The sequence below is a fragment of the Mesorhizobium sp. M0048 genome, from assembly GCF_040323405.1.
In the GTDB taxonomy this organism is placed as follows: Bacteria; Pseudomonadota; Alphaproteobacteria; order Rhizobiales; family Rhizobiaceae; genus Mesorhizobium.
This window is the reverse complement of sequence record NZ_JAMYUV010000009.1, coordinates 105696-123798: the sequence shown is the minus strand read 5'-3', so window position 1 is coordinate 123798 and position 18103 is coordinate 105696. Positions and strand designations below refer to the sequence as shown.

General features: G+C 62.4%; 17 protein-coding genes and 1 pseudogene. 3 read left to right on the top strand and 15 right to left on the bottom strand.

The genetic code is table 11. The annotated features are described in order from the left end of the window. Positions 1 to 6: 6 nt before the first annotated feature. Genes NKJ84_RS12295 through NKJ84_RS12275 form a run of 5 tightly spaced genes read right to left on the bottom strand, consistent with a single transcriptional unit; the run spans position 7 to position 4243 of the window. Positions 7 to 390, bottom strand: a complete 384-nt coding sequence (locus NKJ84_RS12295) for a hypothetical protein (protein ID WP_352476343.1) — start codon at positions 388 to 390, stop codon at positions 7 to 9. 40 nt (positions 391 to 430) lie between these two features. Further along, positions 431 to 1411 (bottom strand): hydroxyacid dehydrogenase, encoded by a 981-nt coding sequence (locus NKJ84_RS12290; protein WP_352506659.1) that lies wholly within the window; start codon positions 1409 to 1411, stop codon positions 431 to 433. A 1-nt stretch (position 1412) separates the two neighbouring features. Further along, positions 1413 to 2129 (bottom strand): FadR/GntR family transcriptional regulator, encoded by a 717-nt coding sequence (locus NKJ84_RS12285; RefSeq protein WP_254816743.1) that lies wholly within the window; start codon positions 2127 to 2129, stop codon positions 1413 to 1415. A 1-nt stretch (position 2130) separates the two neighbouring features. After that, positions 2131 to 3300, bottom strand: coding sequence for a mandelate racemase/muconate lactonizing enzyme family protein (locus tag NKJ84_RS12280; protein WP_254816744.1), 1170 nt, complete (start codon positions 3298 to 3300; stop codon positions 2131 to 2133). Between the two features lie 55 nt (positions 3301 to 3355). Further along, positions 3356 to 4243 (bottom strand): sugar phosphate isomerase/epimerase family protein, encoded by an 888-nt coding sequence (locus tag NKJ84_RS12275; RefSeq protein ID WP_352506658.1) that lies wholly within the window; start codon positions 4241 to 4243, stop codon positions 3356 to 3358. A gap of 392 nt (positions 4244 to 4635) precedes the next feature. On the opposite strand from NKJ84_RS12275, the gene NKJ84_RS12270 reads away from it, so the two are divergent. The 3 genes from NKJ84_RS12270 (at position 4636) to NKJ84_RS12260 (ending at position 8065) form a co-directional block, all read left to right on the top strand. Continuing rightward, positions 4636 to 5691, top strand: coding sequence for a sugar phosphate isomerase/epimerase family protein (locus NKJ84_RS12270; protein WP_352506657.1), 1056 nt, complete (start codon positions 4636 to 4638; stop codon positions 5689 to 5691). Positions 5692 to 5830: 139 nt separating this feature from the next. Further along, entirely contained in the window at positions 5831 to 7036 is a 1206-nt protein-coding gene (locus NKJ84_RS12265; protein WP_352476346.1) for a Gfo/Idh/MocA family protein, read from the top strand. A gap of 177 nt (positions 7037 to 7213) precedes the next feature. Continuing rightward, entirely contained in the window at positions 7214 to 8065 is an 852-nt protein-coding gene (locus tag NKJ84_RS12260) for a sugar phosphate isomerase/epimerase family protein (RefSeq protein WP_352506656.1), read from the top strand. A gap of 24 nt (positions 8066 to 8089) precedes the next feature. On the opposite strand, the gene phnE (NKJ84_RS12255) is transcribed toward NKJ84_RS12260, so the two are convergent. The 10 genes and pseudogenes from phnE (NKJ84_RS12255) to NKJ84_RS12210 all read right to left on the bottom strand — a co-directional run bounded on the left by phnE (NKJ84_RS12255) (position 8090) and on the right by NKJ84_RS12210 (position 18102). After that, on the bottom strand, positions 8090 to 9457 hold the full coding sequence (gene phnE / locus NKJ84_RS12255; protein WP_352506655.1) for a phosphonate ABC transporter, permease protein PhnE: 1368 nt from the start codon (positions 9455 to 9457) through the stop codon (positions 8090 to 8092). A 67-nt stretch (positions 9458 to 9524) separates the two neighbouring features. Then, positions 9525 to 10481, bottom strand: a complete 957-nt coding sequence (gene phnE / locus NKJ84_RS12250) for a phosphonate ABC transporter, permease protein PhnE (protein ID WP_352506654.1) — start codon at positions 10479 to 10481, stop codon at positions 9525 to 9527. Positions 10482 to 10534: 53 nt separating this feature from the next. After that, positions 10535 to 11443: a phosphonate ABC transporter substrate-binding protein gene (phnD, locus tag NKJ84_RS12245; protein WP_352476349.1), complete on the bottom strand. Its 909-nt coding sequence runs from the start codon at positions 11441 to 11443 to the stop codon at positions 10535 to 10537. Positions 11444 to 11531: 88 nt separating this feature from the next. After that, a complete protein-coding gene (phnC, locus tag NKJ84_RS12240) occupies positions 11532 to 12380 on the bottom strand; it encodes a phosphonate ABC transporter ATP-binding protein (protein ID WP_352506653.1) in 849 nt (282 codons plus the stop codon). A gap of 144 nt (positions 12381 to 12524) precedes the next feature. After that, positions 12525 to 13223, bottom strand: a pseudogene (locus tag NKJ84_RS12235) (DUF1868 domain-containing protein). A gap of 552 nt (positions 13224 to 13775) precedes the next feature. Continuing rightward, the gene (locus NKJ84_RS12230) at positions 13776 to 14393 is read right to left on the bottom strand and encodes a DapH/DapD/GlmU-related protein (RefSeq protein WP_352506652.1); all 618 of its coding nucleotides are present in this window, start codon (positions 14391 to 14393) and stop codon (positions 13776 to 13778) included. Continuing rightward, positions 14390 to 15097 carry a phosphonate C-P lyase system protein PhnL gene (gene phnL, locus NKJ84_RS12225; RefSeq protein WP_352506651.1) on the bottom strand — a complete coding sequence of 236 codons (708 nt, stop codon included), beginning with the start codon at positions 15095 to 15097 and terminating at the stop codon, positions 14390 to 14392. The genes NKJ84_RS12230 and phnL overlap by 4 nt, the downstream gene beginning before the upstream one ends. 211 nt (positions 15098 to 15308) lie before the next feature. After that, positions 15309 to 16085 carry a phosphonate C-P lyase system protein PhnK gene (phnK, locus tag NKJ84_RS12220; RefSeq protein WP_065009749.1) on the bottom strand — a complete coding sequence of 259 codons (777 nt, stop codon included), beginning with the start codon at positions 16083 to 16085 and terminating at the stop codon, positions 15309 to 15311. After that, positions 16082 to 16993, bottom strand: a complete 912-nt coding sequence (locus NKJ84_RS12215) for an alpha-D-ribose 1-methylphosphonate 5-phosphate C-P-lyase PhnJ (RefSeq protein WP_352506650.1) — start codon at positions 16991 to 16993, stop codon at positions 16082 to 16084. Before NKJ84_RS12215 ends, phnK begins: the two co-directional genes overlap by 4 nt. Beyond that, entirely contained in the window at positions 16990 to 18102 is a 1113-nt protein-coding gene (locus tag NKJ84_RS12210; RefSeq protein ID WP_352506649.1) for a carbon-phosphorus lyase complex subunit, read from the bottom strand. Before NKJ84_RS12210 ends, NKJ84_RS12215 begins: the two co-directional genes overlap by 4 nt. Between the last annotated feature and the right edge of the window lies 1 nt (position 18103).

The window sequence follows — 18103 nt, the reverse complement described above, 5'->3', positions numbered from 1 at the left end:
CGCGTGTCAGCGCGACGAGCAGTGGCCGCGTTCGCTGTCCTTGGCGGCGCGTTCGATGCCGGTGGCAACCAGCCAAGGCAGGGTGTACCGCTTGCCGTTGAAGGTCCGGGTGCGGTTCTCGATCGATCCGACAACAACGACCTCGCCGGCATAGAGCTTGTCCGAAAGATTGAGGGCTTTGTCTTGCTGCGGCAGGCGATCAATGTCGATTGAAACGCCTTTGATGAGCTTACCAGTAGCGAGGTCGAGTGCGCTGTTCGATGGACAGGGTGCCGCCACGCAGCGCAAGCCGTTGTCGCAGAACACGTAGCTGCCCTGTCCGTTGGCGAAGACTTGCGCCGTCGCCACGCAGAAGCCAGCGGTCAGCAGGAATTTTGTGACGTTTACCATGCCGGCACCATCGCCGGCGAGTTCGGGAAAATTGAGGCGCTCAGAGATCGACAGGGAACCGCCGCCGGTAGTGCTCGACCACTTCCGGGTTGCGCAGATTGACCGGTAATCTGTTGGCCAGCACCAGCAAGGCTTCGCCAGCCGCGCCGACGCCCATGCGCATCATCGACTGCTCGGTGATCCCAGCCATGTGCGGGGTGACGATGACGTTGTCGAAGCCGAAATAGGGGTGGTTGGGCGGCAGCGGTTGTGTTGCAAAAACATCGAGTGCGGCGCCGCCGATACGGCCCTTCTGCAAGGCCTCGATCAGCGCGTCGTCGTCGATCACCGGCCCGCGCGAAACATTGATCAGCAGCGCATCCGGCTTCATCCGGTCAATGCGCTCGCGGCTGATCAGCCCCCGTGTTTCGGGCGTCAGCGGGCAGCACAGAACGATGATGTCGCTCTGTTCGATCAGCGCATCGATCGACAGGAAGCCGACCCTGTCCGGCGCCGGCCGCATGCTGCGCGTCGTCGCCACCACATTCAGATCGAACCCATGTGCCGCGATATGGCCAACCGCCTGGCCGATCGCGCCGAGACCGACAATGCCGATCGTCTTGCCCGCTAGCTCGCTGGCCACCACAGTGTGTTCGCGGCCGGCCAGCCAGCCCTTCGCACGCAGGTCGCGGTCCAACACACGAAAGCGCCTAAGCAGCGCCAGCGCCGCGAACATCACGTATTCGGCGACGGATCGCGCGTTCACCCCCGGTACGTTCGCCACCAGCACGCCGGCGGCATTGGCCGCTTCCATAGGTACCATGTCCAGCCCGGCGCCGTGCCGGATCGCGGCCCTGAGCTTCCTTGCTCCTTCGAAAAGCGACGCAGGCAAGGGAGCGCGAACGATGATGACATCGGCGTCCCTTGCCTCGGCGGCAAGCGTATGCGCGTCGAGGGCGGAAGCAACGACGAGTTCGCCGGCCCCTGTCAGCATGGAAGAGGCACGGGGGTGCAGTCTGTGTGTCGACAGGATCTTGGGCATTTCAGGCCTTTTCGAGCGCTGGGCTTTGCGGTTCCGCCCCACGCCCCTCGATCAGCCCCTTCCAGTAGCTTTCGGCGCCTTGCAGATGGGCGCTCATCAGCGCCTGGGCGAGATTGCCGTCGCGGCGCAGCAGCGCCTCGTAGATCTGGATATGCTCGGCATGGGAGCGCACGCTGCGTTCGGGATCGTTGAAATAGATCGGCAGGCGCAGCTCACCCATCATGTAGTAGACGCTGCAGATATTGTGGAAGACGCTGTTCTTGGTCGCCCGCACGATCTCGAGGTGGAACTCGCGGTCTTCCCGGGCAAGGCCTTCACCGGCGGCGATGCGATCCTCGGAGGCCTTCAGGATCTCGCGCAGCCGCTCGAAATTCTCCTCGGTGGCGCGTGAACAGGCCAGTTCGGCGGCCTTGATCTCGTGGATCTTGCGCAACTCGACCGTCTCGTAGATCTGGACGGGATCGAGCGGCAGGCCCGCGCGGGCGAACAGCGCCATCGCCTCGACGCTCGCCTGCTTCGTATCGATGTAGATGCCGGATTTCGCCCGTCGCTCGACGATGCGCATCGCCTCGAGAATGGCCAGCGCCTCGCGGATCTGTCCGCGGCTGACGCTGAAATGCTCTGCCAGTTCGCGCTCCGACGGCGTGCGGCCGGTCTCCTTGTCGGAATGGGAGAACAGATAGGCGGCGAGTTCCGCGAGAAGGTTCTTTTCTTTCATGTCAGCCGTGTTGCGCGTGCGCCTCCAGGAACCGCTCCGAAATGGTGAATCCCAGCCCGGGTCTATCAGGGATCGCTACCATACCGTCCTTTGCTTCGACAGTCTCTTCGATCAGATCGTGGATCATCGGGTTGGCGCCGAGCGAATATTCGACGGTGAAGCTCGCCGGCGAAGCGGCGCAGACATGCAGCCCGGCAAAGAAGCAGGGCGCGCCGGCCCAAAGATGCGGCGCAAAGCGCAGATTGAAGGCGCTGGCGATGGTGCCGATCTTCATCGCCTCGCTGATGCCACCGCAAAAGGCCGGATCCGGCTGGAAGATATCGGCGGATTTGAGCACGGCGAGGTCGCGGAAGGCATAGCGTGTCGCCTCGCTTTCGCCGGTGGCGATCGGGATCGAACCGCAGGCGCGCACCTCGGCCATGCCGGGCTTGTCGTCAGCGATCACCGGCTCCTCGAACCAGGCGAGATCGAGGTCGCCGGCGAGATGGATGAAGCGCTTGGCTTCGGCCACCGTGTAAGTGCCGTGCGCGTCGACCATCAGATCGATATCTGGACCGAGCGCCTGTCTTGCGGCGCGGACGCGAGCGGCCGAGATATGTGGGGCGCCATCCATCGCGCCGACGCGCATCTTCAGCGCCTTGAAGCCGCCCTTGGCGATGTAGGACTGCAGCTGGTCGCCGATGGCTTCCGCGGTGGCCCAGCCGCCGGAAGCATAGGCCGGCATGCGGTCCAGCTTGCGGCCGCCGAGCAGCCGCCAGACCGGAACGCCGAGCGATTTGCCGAGAATGTCCCACAATGCGATGTCGACGGCGCTGATGGCAGCGATGCTCATGCCCCGTCGTGCCAGTTGCGGCATGGCATGGCCGGCGCGAGCGGCACTGTCGTGGCGCGTGCCATTGTAGAGCATCTCCCAGATGACGCCGATGTCGGCCGGGTCGCGGCCGACCAGCTGCGGGCCGACCTCGTAGTTCAGCAAATGAACGAGAGCGCCGTAACTCCCGGCGCTGCCGGCGGCATTCTTGCCTTCGCCCCAGCCGACCAGCCCGTCGTCGGTTTCGATGCGCAGGATAGCGGCGTCGAACGTCGCCACCTGACCGAAGTCGCTGCGGTGCTGCTTCGCGACTTCGATCGGTATGCGGACCCACCAGGCTTGGACCGTTTTGATGCGCATGTTCATCCTCGGCCCGGCCGCGGTGAGGCGGAAGGGCTCTTTCCAAACGGCTCGGCTACTTGATCAGCGGCAGCAGCGTTTCCGCGTTGATGCGCATCTGGTCGGTGTAGAATTTCTCCGTGAGCACGCTGGAGCCGTGGTCCTGAATGAACTTCAGCTGCTCCGGCGAGATGTCGACGGGGTTGCGTTCGACCATGTCGGGATAGGGAGCAGCCGGCGTGCGGTCGACGGGGGCGACGAATTCATTGGTCAGCGCGCCGTCATAGCCGATCTCCTTCAGCGTGCCGACGATCTTCGGCCAGTCGATCTGCCCAAGGCCCGCGGCGAAGCGGTTGTTGTCGGCGACATGGAAATCGTACAGGCGCTCGCCGACCTGCCGGATGGCGTCATAGACGTTAAATTCTTCCATGTGGATGTGGTAGGCGTCGAGGCAGACGCCGCATTCGGGGCTGACCGCATCGGCCAGCGCCAGTGCCTGGGCGCCGCGGTTGAACAGATAAGTCTCGAAGCGGTTGAGCGGCTCAACCGCGATCTTGACGCCAACTTTCTTGGCGTGGGTGAAGCATTCCCGGGTGGCATCGACCACCCATTTCCATTCCTCTTCCTCGGTGCCGTCCGGCACGACCTTGCCGACAGTGGCGGGAACCAGCGTGATAATCTCGCCGTCGAGCTCGCTGACCATGGTCAGCACGTCCTTGACGTACTGCACCGACCGCTCGCGTTGGCCCTGGTCCTTGGCGGCGAGATTGCGCTCGCCCAGCATCAGCGTCACCGCTCCCCAGCAGCGAATGCCGTACTCGTTCAACAGTGCGCGCGTCTCCTTGGGCTTGTACTGTTCGGGTTCGCCGGAAATCTCGATCGACTCATAGCCGAATTTCTTGATGCGCTTGAGCGTCGTTTCCAGCGGCTCCGCCCGCATCCAATTGTGCGTCGAAAGATGCATGGTCTATCCTTCCCAGAATCGCCTGTACCAGTTTGCCTGCGGCGCACTCTGCCGAAGCCGCCGCATGATTCCTCCCCAAGGCGTCCCAGCATTTTTTTGCAAACTGGTTCGACCAATTGGGCTTGATGGGAGGTCTACAGTAATTTCATCTGGACGGCAAGAAGTGCTGCCATCAAGCGTTGGCTCCTGTCTATGCTATTGATTATACTTAAACATGTGGCTTAACTCGGCATGGTTGCAGGACTGCGGCAGCGCGTCAAATGGCTTGACCAGATTTCGGCATTTGGTAATACCAGAATAGCGGCGCTGAGCGCGCTGTGCAAAGAGACCAAAGACGCTGGCCCTGTTTTCAATCGGCGCTATGCTTGGTCGTGAAACATAGGGAGATGCCGATGCCGACGACGATGAAGGGGCCTGGTCTGTTCCTGGCGCAGTTTGCGGGCGACGCCGCGCCGTTCAATTCGCTGGCCTCGATCACCAAATGGGCGGCTGGTCTGGGCTACAAGGGCGTGCAGATCCCGACATGGGACGCCCGATTGTTCGATCTCGAGAAGGCAGCCTCCTCCAAGGCCTATTGCGAGGAGGTGAAGGGCATCTGCGCCGATGCCGGCGTCGAGATCACCGAACTGTCGACGCATCTGCAGGGGCAACTGGTGGCGGTGCATCCGGCCTATGACGCGCAGTTCGACGGCTTCGCGCCGGCTGCGGTGCACAACAATCCAAAAGCCAGGCAACAATGGGCGGTCGAACAGATGAAGTTCGCCGCCAAGGCGTCGAAGAATCTCGGGCTCAAGGCGTCGGTGTCGTTTTGCGGAGCGTTGGCCTTCCCATACCTCTACCCCTGGCCGCAGCGGCCGGCGGGATTGATCGAGGAGGCATTTGCCGAACTCGGCAAACGCTGGACGCCGATCCTCGACGTTTATGACGAAAACGGCGTCGATGTCGGCTACGAAATTCATCCAGGCGAGGACGTGTTCGACGGCGCGACATTCGAGATGTTCCTCGATTCGGTCGGCGGCCACAAGCGCTGCAACATCAACTATGACCCGTCGCACTTCCTGCTGCAGCAGCTCGATTATCTCGAATTTATCGACATCTACCACGAGCGGATCAAGGCGTTCCACGTCAAGGATGCCGAGTTCAATCCAACCGGGCGGCAAGGCGTCTATTCCGGTTACCAGAGCTGGACCAACCGTGCCGGGCGTTTCCGCTCGCTCGGCGACGGGCAGGTGGATTTCCGCGGCATCTTCTCCAAGCTCACCCAATACAATTACGATTCATGGGCGGTGCTGGAATGGGAATGCTGCCTCAAGCACCCGGAGGATGGTGCGGCCGAAGGCGCTCCCTTCATCCAGCACCACATCATCAGGGTGACGGAAAAAGCATTCGACGACTTCGCCGGCGGCACGACCGATAAAAAGGTGCTGCGCGGCATGATGGGGATCTAGCACAGATATTCCCTCCCCCTCGAGGGGAGGGTCGATCCGCGCAGCGGATCGGGGTGGGGTCGCTGGGCGTAGGGCTCGGCATGAACCGACCCCACCCGGCCCTGCGGGCCACCTTCCCCTCAAGGGGAGGGGTATTTCAATGACGAGGGAGAAAATCGTGGTTGGCGCATCGAAGACGGAAACGGGAGGCGGTCCGATCCGCTACGGCATGGTTGGCGGCGGACAAGGCGCCTTTATCGGCGCGGTGCACCGCATCGCGGCACGCATGGATAACGAGTTCGTGCTGGTTGCTGGCGCCCTCTCGTCGAATCCGGAGCGCGCCAAGGCCTCGGCGGCCGAGCTTGGGCTCGATCCGGCACGCAGCTACGGCTCCTATGCCGAGATGGCCAAGGCGGAGGCCAAGCGGCCGGATGGCATCGAGGTGGTGGCCATCGTCACGCCGAACAATGTGCACGTGCCGGCCGCCAAAGCTTTTCTCGAGGCCGGCATCCACGTCATCTGCGACAAGCCACTAGCGACGACGCTAGCCGAGGCAAAGAGGCTGGCGGCGCTGGTCGAAAAGACTGGCAAGGTGTTCGTGCTGACGCATAACTACACCGCCTATCCGATGGTGCGGCAGGCACGCGAGATGGTGGCCAAGGGACAGCTCGGCGATATCCGCATCGTGCAGTCGGAATATCCGCAGGACTGGCTGACCGAAGACCTGGCCGCCACCGGCCAGAAGCAGGCTGCGTGGCGCTCTGACCCGAAGCAGGCGGGTGCCGGCGGTGCACTGGGCGATATCGGCACGCATGCCTACAACCTTGCCCGTTTCGTCTCCGGGCTGGAGCTCGATTCGTTGTCGGCCGATCTCGATGCCTTCGTGCCGGGGAGGCTGCTCGACGACAACATCAATGTGCTGCTGCGCTTCAAGCCGGTCGGCGGGTCGCACCCGGCCAAGGGAATGATCTGGGCAAGCCAGGTGGCGCCCGGCCACGAGAACGGGTTGAAATTGCGCATCTACGGCTCGAAGGGCGGCCTCGAATGGGTGCAGGCCGACCCGAACTATCTCTGGTACACGCCGTTCGGCCAGCCGAAGCAGTTGATTACCCGTAATGGCGCCGGCGCGCTCCCCGTCGCCGGGCGCGTCAGCCGCGTTCCGCCAGGGCATCCGGAAGGCTATCTCGAAGGTTTCGCCAACATCTATCAGGAAGCCGCGCGGGCGATTCGTGCAGCGCGCCGGAAGGGCGGGAAGCCGGCTAAGGATGTCGTCTTCCCGACCGTGCAGGACGGCGTCGAGGGCATGGCCTTCATCGAGGCCTGCGTGAAGTCGTCGAAGAAGAATGGGGCGTGGACGAAGCTCTGAAGGGTGGTGGTGATAGTCAGGTGAGACCGGCCTGCAAATGGCAGTTTCCTGCGCTTCCGGTGCTCATGTACCAAAAGCACGCTCCGCTCCGGTTCTCGGAACCCGCCATTTTCGGCTCGGCCTGACCTGAATCTCATCACCCCTCCGGCGATCGAGCGAATGAAGGGAGGGGCGTCGATGAAAATCGGCATGTGCATGTTGTTGTGGACGACCAGTGTCTCGAAAAAACACGAGCCGTTGTTGAGGGACATCAAGGCGACCGGCTTCGACGGCGTCGAAATACCGGTCTTCTCCGGCACGCCGGACAACTACAGGAAACTCGGCGAACTGCTCGACCGTATCGGGCTGCAACGCACCGCCGTCTCGGCGATGGGCGATCCGGCGATGAACCTGATCTCGCCGGATGCCTCGACGCGCAAAGCCGGTATCGACTACATGAAATCGGCGATCGACTGCGCTCAGGCGCTTGGCGCGAACACGTTGAGCGGCCCGCTCCATTCGACACTCGGGGCCTTCTCCGGCAGCGGGCCGACAGCGGCCGAGAAAAAACGTTCGATCGCTTCGCAACGCGCCATTGGCGACTATGCCGGCAACAAGAGCGTCACCATCGGGTTGGAGGCGCTCAACCGCTTCGAATGCTACCTGCTCAACACGATGGACGATTTATCGGAGCATATCGACGCGATCGACCGGCCGCACATCAAGGCGATGTACGACACCTTCCATGCCAACATCGAAGAAGCCGACCCGATTGGCGCCTATACGCGCAACCGCAACAACATCGTCCATATCCACATTTCGGAGAACGATCGCGGGGTGCCGGGCCGTGGCCATATTCCCTGGAAGGAGACTTTCTCCGCCATCCGCAAGAGCGGCTACGACGATTGGCTGACGATCGAGGCGTTCGGGCGTTCGCTGAAGGACTTGGCCGCGGCCACCAAGGTGTGGCGCGACTTTTCCGAAGGCCCGGAAGCTGTCTACCGCGACGGCTACAGGCATATTAAGGACGGGTGGAGGAAAGTTGCATAACGATCGGCCAGCCCGATGCACCCGTCACCCCTGCTCGGCCTGGATCCGGTTGTAGTCGTGGATCGTCCTGCTCAGCCGGCGGCGCAGCAAATTGGAAATGTTGTCGAAGATGAAAACGACGAGCAGGACCAAGAGCACCATGTAGAAGACATTGGCCCAGTTGGAGTTGGTGCGCATCGCTTCCCAAAGCTTCAGGCCGATCCCGCCGGCACCGACGGCGCCGATGATCGTCGCGCCCCTGGTGTTGGATTCCCACTGATAGAGTGTCTGGCTGATGAAGACCGGGATCACCTCCGGCAGCACGCCATAGCGCTGCACCAGCAAGCCGTTCGCGCCGGTCGACTGGATGCCCTCGCGTGGCTTGTCGTCGATGTTCTCGAGGCCTTCCGAATAGACTTTGCCGAGCGTGCCGATCTCGGTGAAGAAAATCGCGGCGCTGCCGGCCAGCGGGCCCGGGCCGAAGGCGCGGGTGAAGAACAGCGCCCAGATCAGCATGTCGACCGATCGCATGAAATCGAAGAACCGCTTGAGCACCTGGCTGAGGAGGCCGCTCGGGGTGATGTTGCGGGCGGCGAAAAAGGCGAGCGGGAAGGCGACGATGCCGCCGAGCAAGGTGCCGAGAAACGCCATGACGATGGTCTGGAACAGCTTCGTCCAGACGTCGCCATGCTGCCATTGGGCGTTGTTCCAGATATTGTCCGCGGCCAGCGCAATGTTCGATGTGCCCGGCTTGAGCTGGGGTCCGGACATCAGCAACGAGACCACCTCGCCGGGCGACTTGCCGAAGAAGGGCGAGCGTGTGTCGAAGACGAAATTCGCCCAGCCGAGGAAGCGCTTGCGGACCTTGACGCGATCGACGGTTATGCGAACCTCGCCGGCAAAGCCCATCCGGGCGACGATTTCATCGTCATGCGCGGTGATCCAGTCCGGCACCGGGCCGGTTATCACCGGCTTGCCGCTGGTCAACGACACCGGCACCGCTTGGCCATTGGCGACAAGCGTTGCCTCGGCCTTGTCGAAGGTGACGGATTTGGCTCGGCCTTCGATCAGAACGGTGTAGGAGCCGTTGGCATTGGCGATGACCCAGTCGGGATGCGGGTCTTCGCCAAGTGCAGAAAAACGCGGGTATTTGGGTGTGATCTGAGGCTGATCGAGACGGAATTCCGGCTGCAGATCGTAGCTGATCCATTGCGTCAGGAAGAGCGGCAGTCGCTCCCAATGCGATTCCCTCAGCACTTGCGGCAGGCTGAAGAACCACAAGGCATAGACGAGGTAGAGCAGGATGCCGGCGAACAGCACCAGCGGGCCGAAGCGTTTGTACAAGGGCCGTCGGAACACTTGGGGAAAGCGCTCCTCTATCGCCTGCATCTCATCGGCGGTCATCGCGGCCATGGGCAGTCTTCTTGTTGATTTGCCATGATCTTTTCCAAAAACCGGAATCCACTTTTTGGGATCATGGTCAGGCGCCCATCATGAAGGCCTGCTCGCCGACGAGCTTGCGACGAAGCCAGGCGGAGAACTGGTCGACGAGGAAGATGGTGGTAAACAACAGCAGCACCAGTGCCAGCGTCTTGGCGCCAAAGCCGCGTGAGATGGAGAGCTTCAGCTCCTCGCCGATGCCGCCTCCGCCGACCGCGCCGATGATGGTCGAGATACGGACATTGATCTCGATCCTGAGCAGCGCGTAAGACATGAAATTGGGCAGCACCTGTGGCAGGCCGGCGAAGCGCACGCGCTCGAACCAGTTGGCGCCGACCGCGCGCAGGCCTTCGTCGGCGCGCATGTCGATGTTTTCGTTGATCTCGTAGAAGAGCTTGCCGAGGGCGCCGATCGAATGCAGGCCGATGGCGATGATGGCCGCGACCGGGCCAGTCGAGAGGATGGCTGCGAACAGGCCGGCAATGACGATCTCGGGGAAGGCGCGAAGCAGTTCCATGAAGCGCTTGACGACGAGCCTGAGCACCGGACTGGGTGTCAAATTGCGCGCGGCGATGAACGAGAACGGCACCGCAAAGACGAAGCCGATGAAAGTGGAAACCAGCGCCACGTTGAGCGTGGTGAGCATCAGCTCGAAATATTCGGGTAGGTAAAAACCGCCCCAGAGATAAACGCGGCCAAGCGGGAAGTTGAACTCCTGGCTGCCCTTGTCGTGCGGCGATGCGATGTCGAACAGCGCCCGCCAGACGTCGTTCCAGTCTTTGGGAACAAGCCAGCTAAGGAAATCCAGTATGTGCGGCAGCCGATCGAAGAAATGTCCGGCATTGGCCTCGTCGGCAAACCACATGGCTGTGCACATGGCGATAAGCAGCAAACCGATGCCGAGCGCCGTGTAGAACCGGCGCAAGGACGTCTGCCGTCGCCAGGAGTCGGCTGTCCGCCGGGTCGCGTCTGAACGGATCGTGGCTGAGATGGTCATGATCGGGCATGCAAAAAGGGCGGCGCTGGTAAGGCCGCCCTTTGCCACCGCATTCAGCCGCCGATCGCGGCTTTGCGGGCTTCGACGATGACGCTGTAGAAGTCCGGCTTCACAGGAACGTAGCCAGTGAAATCGCCGCCTTCGATGGCCTCGAAGCAGGGCTTGTCCTTGGCCGGCAGGCTGGTGAAGAAGTTGGCGAGCTTGGCGCTCATATCGCCACCGAGCGCGGTGCGCACGACCAGCGGGCCGTTCGGGATCAGGCCGGAGCGCCAGACTTCGACGAAATCGTTGGGGTCGACGGCGCCCTTGGCGACTTCCTTGTGGAAGGTGCCGGAGGTGTAGCCGTTCTTGAAGTCGCCAATGCCCGAGGAGTCGTCAACCGCAACATCGACCTTGCCGTCGCGAACGGCGAGGAGGTTGTTCTCGTGGCCGCCATTGAACTGGGTCGAGGCGAAGAAGGTTTCGTTCGAGGCGCCGGTGTCCTTCGGGATCTGGGTCAGCGGGATCAGATAACCGGAGGTCGAATCCGGGTCGGCATAGCCGAGCTTCTTGCCCTTTGCCGACTTGATGTCGGTGATGCCGGACGACTTCAGCGCCAGGCCGATCGAATAATAGCCGGTCGCGCCGTCGGTCTGCTGGGTGGTGAGGATCGGGGTCACGGCGTTCGGATCCTTGAGGTAGACGCTGGCATAGCCTGACGCGCCAAGCTCGGCGAAATCGAGGGTGCCGCCGAGCAGGCCCTGGATCACCCCGTCATAGTCGGCGGCCGGGAACAGCGAGACCTTCTCGAAGCCGAATTCGGACTTCAGGTGATCGGCGAGGCACTGAAAGTTGCGCAGCCGGTCCGCTTCATTTTCACCACCAAGGATGCCGATGCGGAATTCCTTGATATCCTGGGCGTGAGCGGCACTTGTTGCGATGGCGAGCAATGAAACCGCGCCAAAAACCATCTTCCTGAACATTATCTCTCTCCTGTTGGTTCCGGCTTCGCGCCGGAGCGTTCGAACTTTTGACGAGTGCCTTTGACGCGGGCGGGCGATCAGGCCGTTCTCAGTAGCCAGGGAACACGGGCTCGAGCGGTCCGGCGGATGCAGCGATTTTCTGTTTGACGGCGACACTGGTCGAAGTGATGGCCTCGGAGATTTCGCCGCCATTGCTGTCGGCGCCGTAGACCATGCGCACGGCCTCGCGGTTGAGGTCTTCGGGCGGGCCGTCGAAGACAACCTTGCCGGCGGCCATGCCGATGATACGGTTGCAATAGTTGCGGGCCGTATCAAGCGTATGCAGATTTGTGATGACGGTGATGCCTTCGCGCAAATTGATGTCCTGCAGCGAATCCATCACCACCTTGGCGTTGAGCGGATCGAGCGAGGCGATCGGCTCGTCCGCCAACAGCACCTTCGGCTGCTGCATCATGGCACGCGCAATAGCAACGCGCTGCTGCTGGCCGCCGGAAAGCGTGCCGGCGGGCTGCAGTACGGTGCGGGCGATGTCGAGACGCTCAAGGGCGGCAACAGCCTCGGCGCATTCACTGCGCGAGAACATGCCGAAGAGGTTGGACAGCGTCGAGCGGTGGTTGAGCCGGCCGAGCAGCACATTGGTCAGCACGTCCAGGCGCGGCACCAGATTGAACTGCTGGAAGATCATGGCGCAGTCGCGCTGCCATCGCCGGAGCGGCGAGCCGCGCAACCCGGAGACCTCGACGCCGTCGAACAGGATGGATCCCTGGCTGGGATCGATGAGGCGGTTGATCATGCGCAGAAGCGTCGATTTGCCGGCGCCCGAACGGCCGATGATGCCGACCATCTGACCGTGCGGGATCGCGATGTCGACATTGCTGACGGCGGTGTTCTTGCCGAACCGGCGGGTGACGCCGCGGATTTCGAGCGTAGCTGACATGGTGCAGGCTCCAGTCCAATCGCAATTGAAGGTCTGTTAACCCTCGCTAGCGCAGCCGCATGAACCTGCGGTGTCGGAACGATGTCAGTTTGTTACTGCCCACAGGTACGCCTCGCCCGGGGAATTCATCCGCGCGCCTTTGGATCAGCCCAGGACAAGAAGCTCCTCGAAATGCTTCATGTCCTTGAAGCTGCAAAATGCCGGAGGCAGCAGCTCGATCACTGGAGCCTGACGGACGGCAGCGAGAGGCAATCATCGAATAGTTGTTGCCATTGCGTTATCCTTTCATCGTCGAGACGGCGGATCTGATAGGCGAAGGTTATGTGGAACGTGTAGCTGTCGTGGTCGGGATGCCGATATCCGAAGGGCGCCGACAAGGCATCGCGTCATGCGCGCAGGATACGCACGTCCTCATCGGTTGCGCCGGCAACGGTCAAGCCCGTCGGCACGACATCGACAACCCTGATCTTGAAGGCGCCGCGGCCTTCGAAGCCGTTCAGGCGTTCCTGATAGAGGCGGGTCATGTCGTCGATGCTGGTGTCGAGGGGCGCATCCTCAGGCCAATAGGGAGCCGGCGCCGATATTCGATGATGTCCTGGAACAGCGTCATGTGCAGGCTGGAGAGGCCAGCCGGTCGGTATCGGGCATGGCGCGCATCCGCTCACGCACTTCGACCACCACTGCCTCGGACGGCGAGCCGTCGACGAGATGGCAGACGACCGTGTTGCCGGGCTCGGTCAGGAAATTGCCAGAGGTGTCGTAGCGCCTGCCGAGATGCAGCGGAGGGGTCGGGTTCGAGCCGGCAAAGTATCCGGCGAGCGAAGGTTTGACTGAAACAGGCATTGCGATCTCCAGAGGAAAGGCCGCGTTCTGCCCCGACGATGTGTCAGGGACATGAAAACCGTGCCAAGAAGTAGAATATCAAAGGCAGGATTCGCCAAGCGATGCTGCCGGGGTTTGCACATCATCAAGATTGAAATAAAGATTCAAACTCGTATCAAAGAGAGGCTGCCTAATTGCTACGTTGGCGCCAGTGGTTGCGGCTGTATGCTGCAGGGGTAGTCGCTGCGATAAGTTTCACAGTGGCCCTGGTTTTGATGTCCGTATATCGGGTTGGTAGCTTGAACCATCCAATATCGGGATACTTGTACAATTATGCAAATGGGCGCGACGCGGCCATTATTCTAATGATTCTCATTTTTTTAATTGCGCTAGTTACGATAAATTTTGCAAATAAGATTGAGGAAAAAACCAAATCGCTTGTAGATATTGGTTATGACAAAAAAATTATAGAACTTATCAGGTTTAATCAGACTGGTGGTGCTATTCTTATCACGTTAGGATTTCTTTCTATTATTTTGGACATTTGCCCGAGCGGCTGACTTATTCGGGACGTCAACCCCCATGCTTCTCCAAAAACTGATTGGCCGACAGTTCCCGAAAATCGTCGAGCGCGGCGCGCAGCCGGGCGTGGTCCCAATCCCACCAGGCGAGCGCCTGGTAGCGCTCCGCGGTGCGGCGGTCGAAGCGCTCGCGGATCGGCTTGGCCGGCACGCCGCCGACGATGGTGTAGGGCGCGACGTCCTTCGACACCACGGCACCCGCACCGACCGCGGCGCCATCGCCGACGGTGATGCCGGGCAGGATGGTCGAGCCGTGGCCGAGCCAGGTGTCGTGGCCGATGGTGACGCGCTTGGCGCGGCGCTGGGCGAAGAATTCGCTCTCGTGCTCGGCGTCGTCCCAATAGTCCGAGGCGCGATAGGTGAAATGGTGCAGCGTCGGCCGCCAGGTCGGGTGGTTGGTGGCGTTGATGCGCACATTGGCGGCGATGTTGGCGAATTTGCCGATCGTCGCGCACCAGACGCCGCAGTCCTGCATCATGTAGGAATAGTCGCCCAACGCACTTTCCGAAATCCGGCAGCGCTCGGCGACTTCGGTCCAGCGGCCAAGCGTTGAGTTCTCTACTTCCGCCGTCTCGTGGATCAGCGGCGCCTCCGACAGTTTCCTCGTCATGCGGCGATTTTTCCGGCGGCGAAGGCGGTCACGTCGATTATACGGTCGGCCACCGCCTCGCGCACGTCGTGGTCGTGGAAGATGCCGAGCAAAGCGACGCCCGCCGCCTTCTTGGCGGCGATCAGGGAGATCACCACGTCGCGGTTTCTGGCGTCGAGCGAAGCGGTCGGCTCGTCGAGCAGCAGGATCGGATGCTCGGTGATGAAGCCGCGCGCGATGTTGACGCGCTGCTGTTCGCCGCCGGAGAACGTCGCCGGCGGCAGCGCCCAGAGTTTTTCCGGCAGGTTCAGCTGCGCCAGCAAGGCACGTGCCTTGCCGCGCGCGACCTCACGCTCCTCGCCGCGCTCGACCAGCGGCTCGGCGACGACATCGAGCGCCGAGACACGCGGCACGGTGCGCAGGAACTGGCTGACATAGCCGATGGTAAGCCGGCGCACGGCAAGCACGGTGCGCGGGCTGGCAGTTGCGAGATCGATCAGCCCGCCCTCGTGCTGGACGATGATCTGGCCTTCATCGGCGGCATAATTGCCGTAGAGCATTTTCAGGATCGAGCTCTTGCCGGCGCCGGACGGGCCGCCGAGCACCGAGCATTCGCCGGCCCTGATCGCGAACGAGACGCCGGCGACCACCGGCAGTTTGATGCCGTCGCGCAGATGCATGGTGAAGCTTTTGGCGACGTCGGAGACAACGAGCGGGGTTGCCATCAGAGGGTTCTCCAATCGTCATTCGTCTGCGGGCCAACACCCCCCTCTGGCCTTCCGGCCATCTCCCCCTCAAGAGGGGAGATGGGCTGTCGCATTCGGTTTCGCCATTCTCCTGTGTCGCAGAACGGGCGGGACATAAAAGCTGCTGATCTCCCCTCTTGAGGGAGAGATGGCCGGAAGGCCAGAGGGGGGTACGCCGGAGCAATCATCGTCATACCTGCAGAATCGAGGAGACAAGCAACTGGGTGTAGGGGGCGCGCGGATCGTCGAGGACGCGGTCGGTGAGGCCGCTTTCGACGACGCGGCCGTCCTTCATCACCATCATGCGCTGCGACAGTAGACGTGCCACCGCAAGGTCGTGCGTGACGACGATGGCCGCCAGACCCAGATCGGTGACCAGGCCGCGCAACAGATCGAGCAGGCGCGCCTGCACCGAGACGTCGAGGCCGCCGGTCGGCTCGTCCATGAACACCAGCCGCGGCCCGGTGACGAGGTTGCGGGCGATCTGCAGGCGCTGGCGCATGCCGCCGGAAAAGGCGCGCGGCTCGTCGTCGATGCGGTCCTCGTCGATCTCGACGCGCGACAGCCAGTCGACCGCCGTGGCTCGGATTTTTCCGTAGTGGCGGTCGCCGACCGCCATCAGCCGCTCGCCGACATTGGCGCCGGCCGACACTGTCATGCGCAGACCATCGGCGGGGTTCTGGTGGACAAAGCCCCAGTCGGTGCGCATCAAAAAGCGGCGCTCGGCCTCGCTCATGCGGTAGAGCTCGCGGAATTGGCCATCGCGCATGCGGTAGCTGGCGGTGCCGGAGCTGGGCAGTAGCCTTGTCGACAGGCAGTTGAGCAAAGTCGTCTTGCCGGAACCGGATTCGCCGACGACAGCCAGCACTTCGCCCGGCCACAGATCGAAGGTGACGTTCTCGCAGCCGACGCGCGAGCCGTAGAATTTGGACAGCGCAGAGACGCGCAGCAGCGGTTCGTCGGTCATTGCGCCGGCTCCGTTTTTTCCAGGGCAAGAGGGGTTTCAGGCGCAAGGTGGCCGCGATGGCCTTGCTCGCGCCGCTTCTCGCAATGGTCGGTGTCGGAACAAACGAACATGTGGCCGCCATGGTCGTCGAGGATAACTTCGTCAAGATAGACGTTCTCGGCCGCGCACAGTGCGCAGGGCTGGTCGAAGGTCTGCACCTCGAACGGATGGTCCTCGAAGTCGAGGCTGACCACGTCGGTGAAGGGCGGCAGTGCATAAATGCGCTTTTCGCGGCCGGCGCCGAACAATTGCAAAGCCGGCGAACGGTGCATTTTCGGGTTGTCGAATTTCGGCGTCGGCGACGGGTCCATCACATAGCGGCCCTCGACCTTGACCGGATAGGCATAGGTGGTGGCGATGCGGCCATGTTTGGCGATGTCCTCGTAGAGTTTTACATGCATCAGGCCATATTCCTCCAGCGCATGCATTTTGCGCGTCTCGGTCTCGCGTGGCTCGAGGAAGCGCAGCGGCTCGGGGATCGGCACCTGATAGACCAGCACCTGACCCGCACTCAGCGGATGCTCGGGGATGCGGTGGCGAGTCTGGATGATGGTCGCCTTCGCCGTCTCAGTGGTGACAGCGACATTGGCGACCTTCTTGAAGAAGGCGCAGATCGAGACGGCATTGGTGGTGTCGTCGGCGCCCTGGTCGATGACCTTGAGCACATCGAGGGGGCCAATGATCGAAGCGGTGACCTGCACACCGCCGGTGCCCCAGCCATAGGGCATCGGCATTTCGCGCGAGGCGAACGGCACCTGATAGCCAGGGATGGCGATGCCCTTGAGGATCGCCCGGCGGATCATCCGCTTGGTCTGCTCGTCGAGATAGGCGAAGTTGTAGGTGGCGATGTCGGTTGGTTGTGCGGTCATTCCGCGGCCTCTCTCTTCTCTTCGGCCTTGCCGGCGTTCTCGCGGGCGTCGTGCTCGGCGCGCATGCGGCGCACGAGGTCGAGCTCGGCCTGGAAATCGACATAGTGCGGCAGCTTCAGATGCTCGACGAAGCCGGTCGCCTGGACATTGTCGGAATGCGAGATGACGAACTCCTCGTCCTGGGCGGCGGCGACGACATCCTCACCCAACTCCGCCGCCCGCAGCGCGCGGTCGCATAGCGCCATGGCCATCGCCTTGCGCTCGCTCTGGCCGAAGACGAGGCCGTAGCCGCGGGTGAATTGCGGCGGCGCCTTGGCCGAGCCCTTGAACTGGTTGACCATCTGGCACTCGGTGACGCGGATACTGCCGAGCGGCACTGCGAAAGGCAGTTCCGGCACGTCGAGCTCCAGCTCGACCTCACCGATACGGACCTCGCCGACGAAGGGATGGTTGCGCGCATAGCCGCGCTGGGTGGAATAGCCGAGCGCCAATAAAAACCCCTCATCGCCGCGCGACAACGCCTGCAGGCGGATGTCGCGCGCCATCGGGAATTCGAGCGGCTCGCGGGTGATGTCGCCGGGGACATGGTCTTCAGGCATGTCGCCGTCGGATTCGATCAGGCCCTCGCGGGCGAGGATGGCCGACACGCGCGGCATGGCTTCCGGCTCGCCTGCACGCTGCTCCGGCTCGGCGACTTCGCCGCCTGCGGCAAGCTCGGGATCGAGCAGCCGGTGGGTGTAGTCGAAAGTCGGGCCGAGCAACTGGCCGCCGGGCAGGTCCTTGTAGGTCGCCGACACCCGCCGCTCGACCAGCATCGTGCCGGTGTCGACCGCCTTGGTGTAGCCGAAACGCGGCAGCGTGGTGCGATAGGCGCGAATGAGGAAGATCGCCTCGATCATGTCGCCGCGCGCCTGGACGATGGCGAGTGCCGCCAATTCCCTGTCGTAGAGCGAACCTTCACTCATCACCCGGTCGACGCCGAGCGCCAGTTGCTCGACGATCTGGTCGAGGCGAAGTGCGGGCACCGAACGATCGCCGCGCCGGCGGTCGGCGAGCAGTTTGTGGGCGTTGCGAATGGCCGCTTCGCCACCCTTTACCGCGACATACATC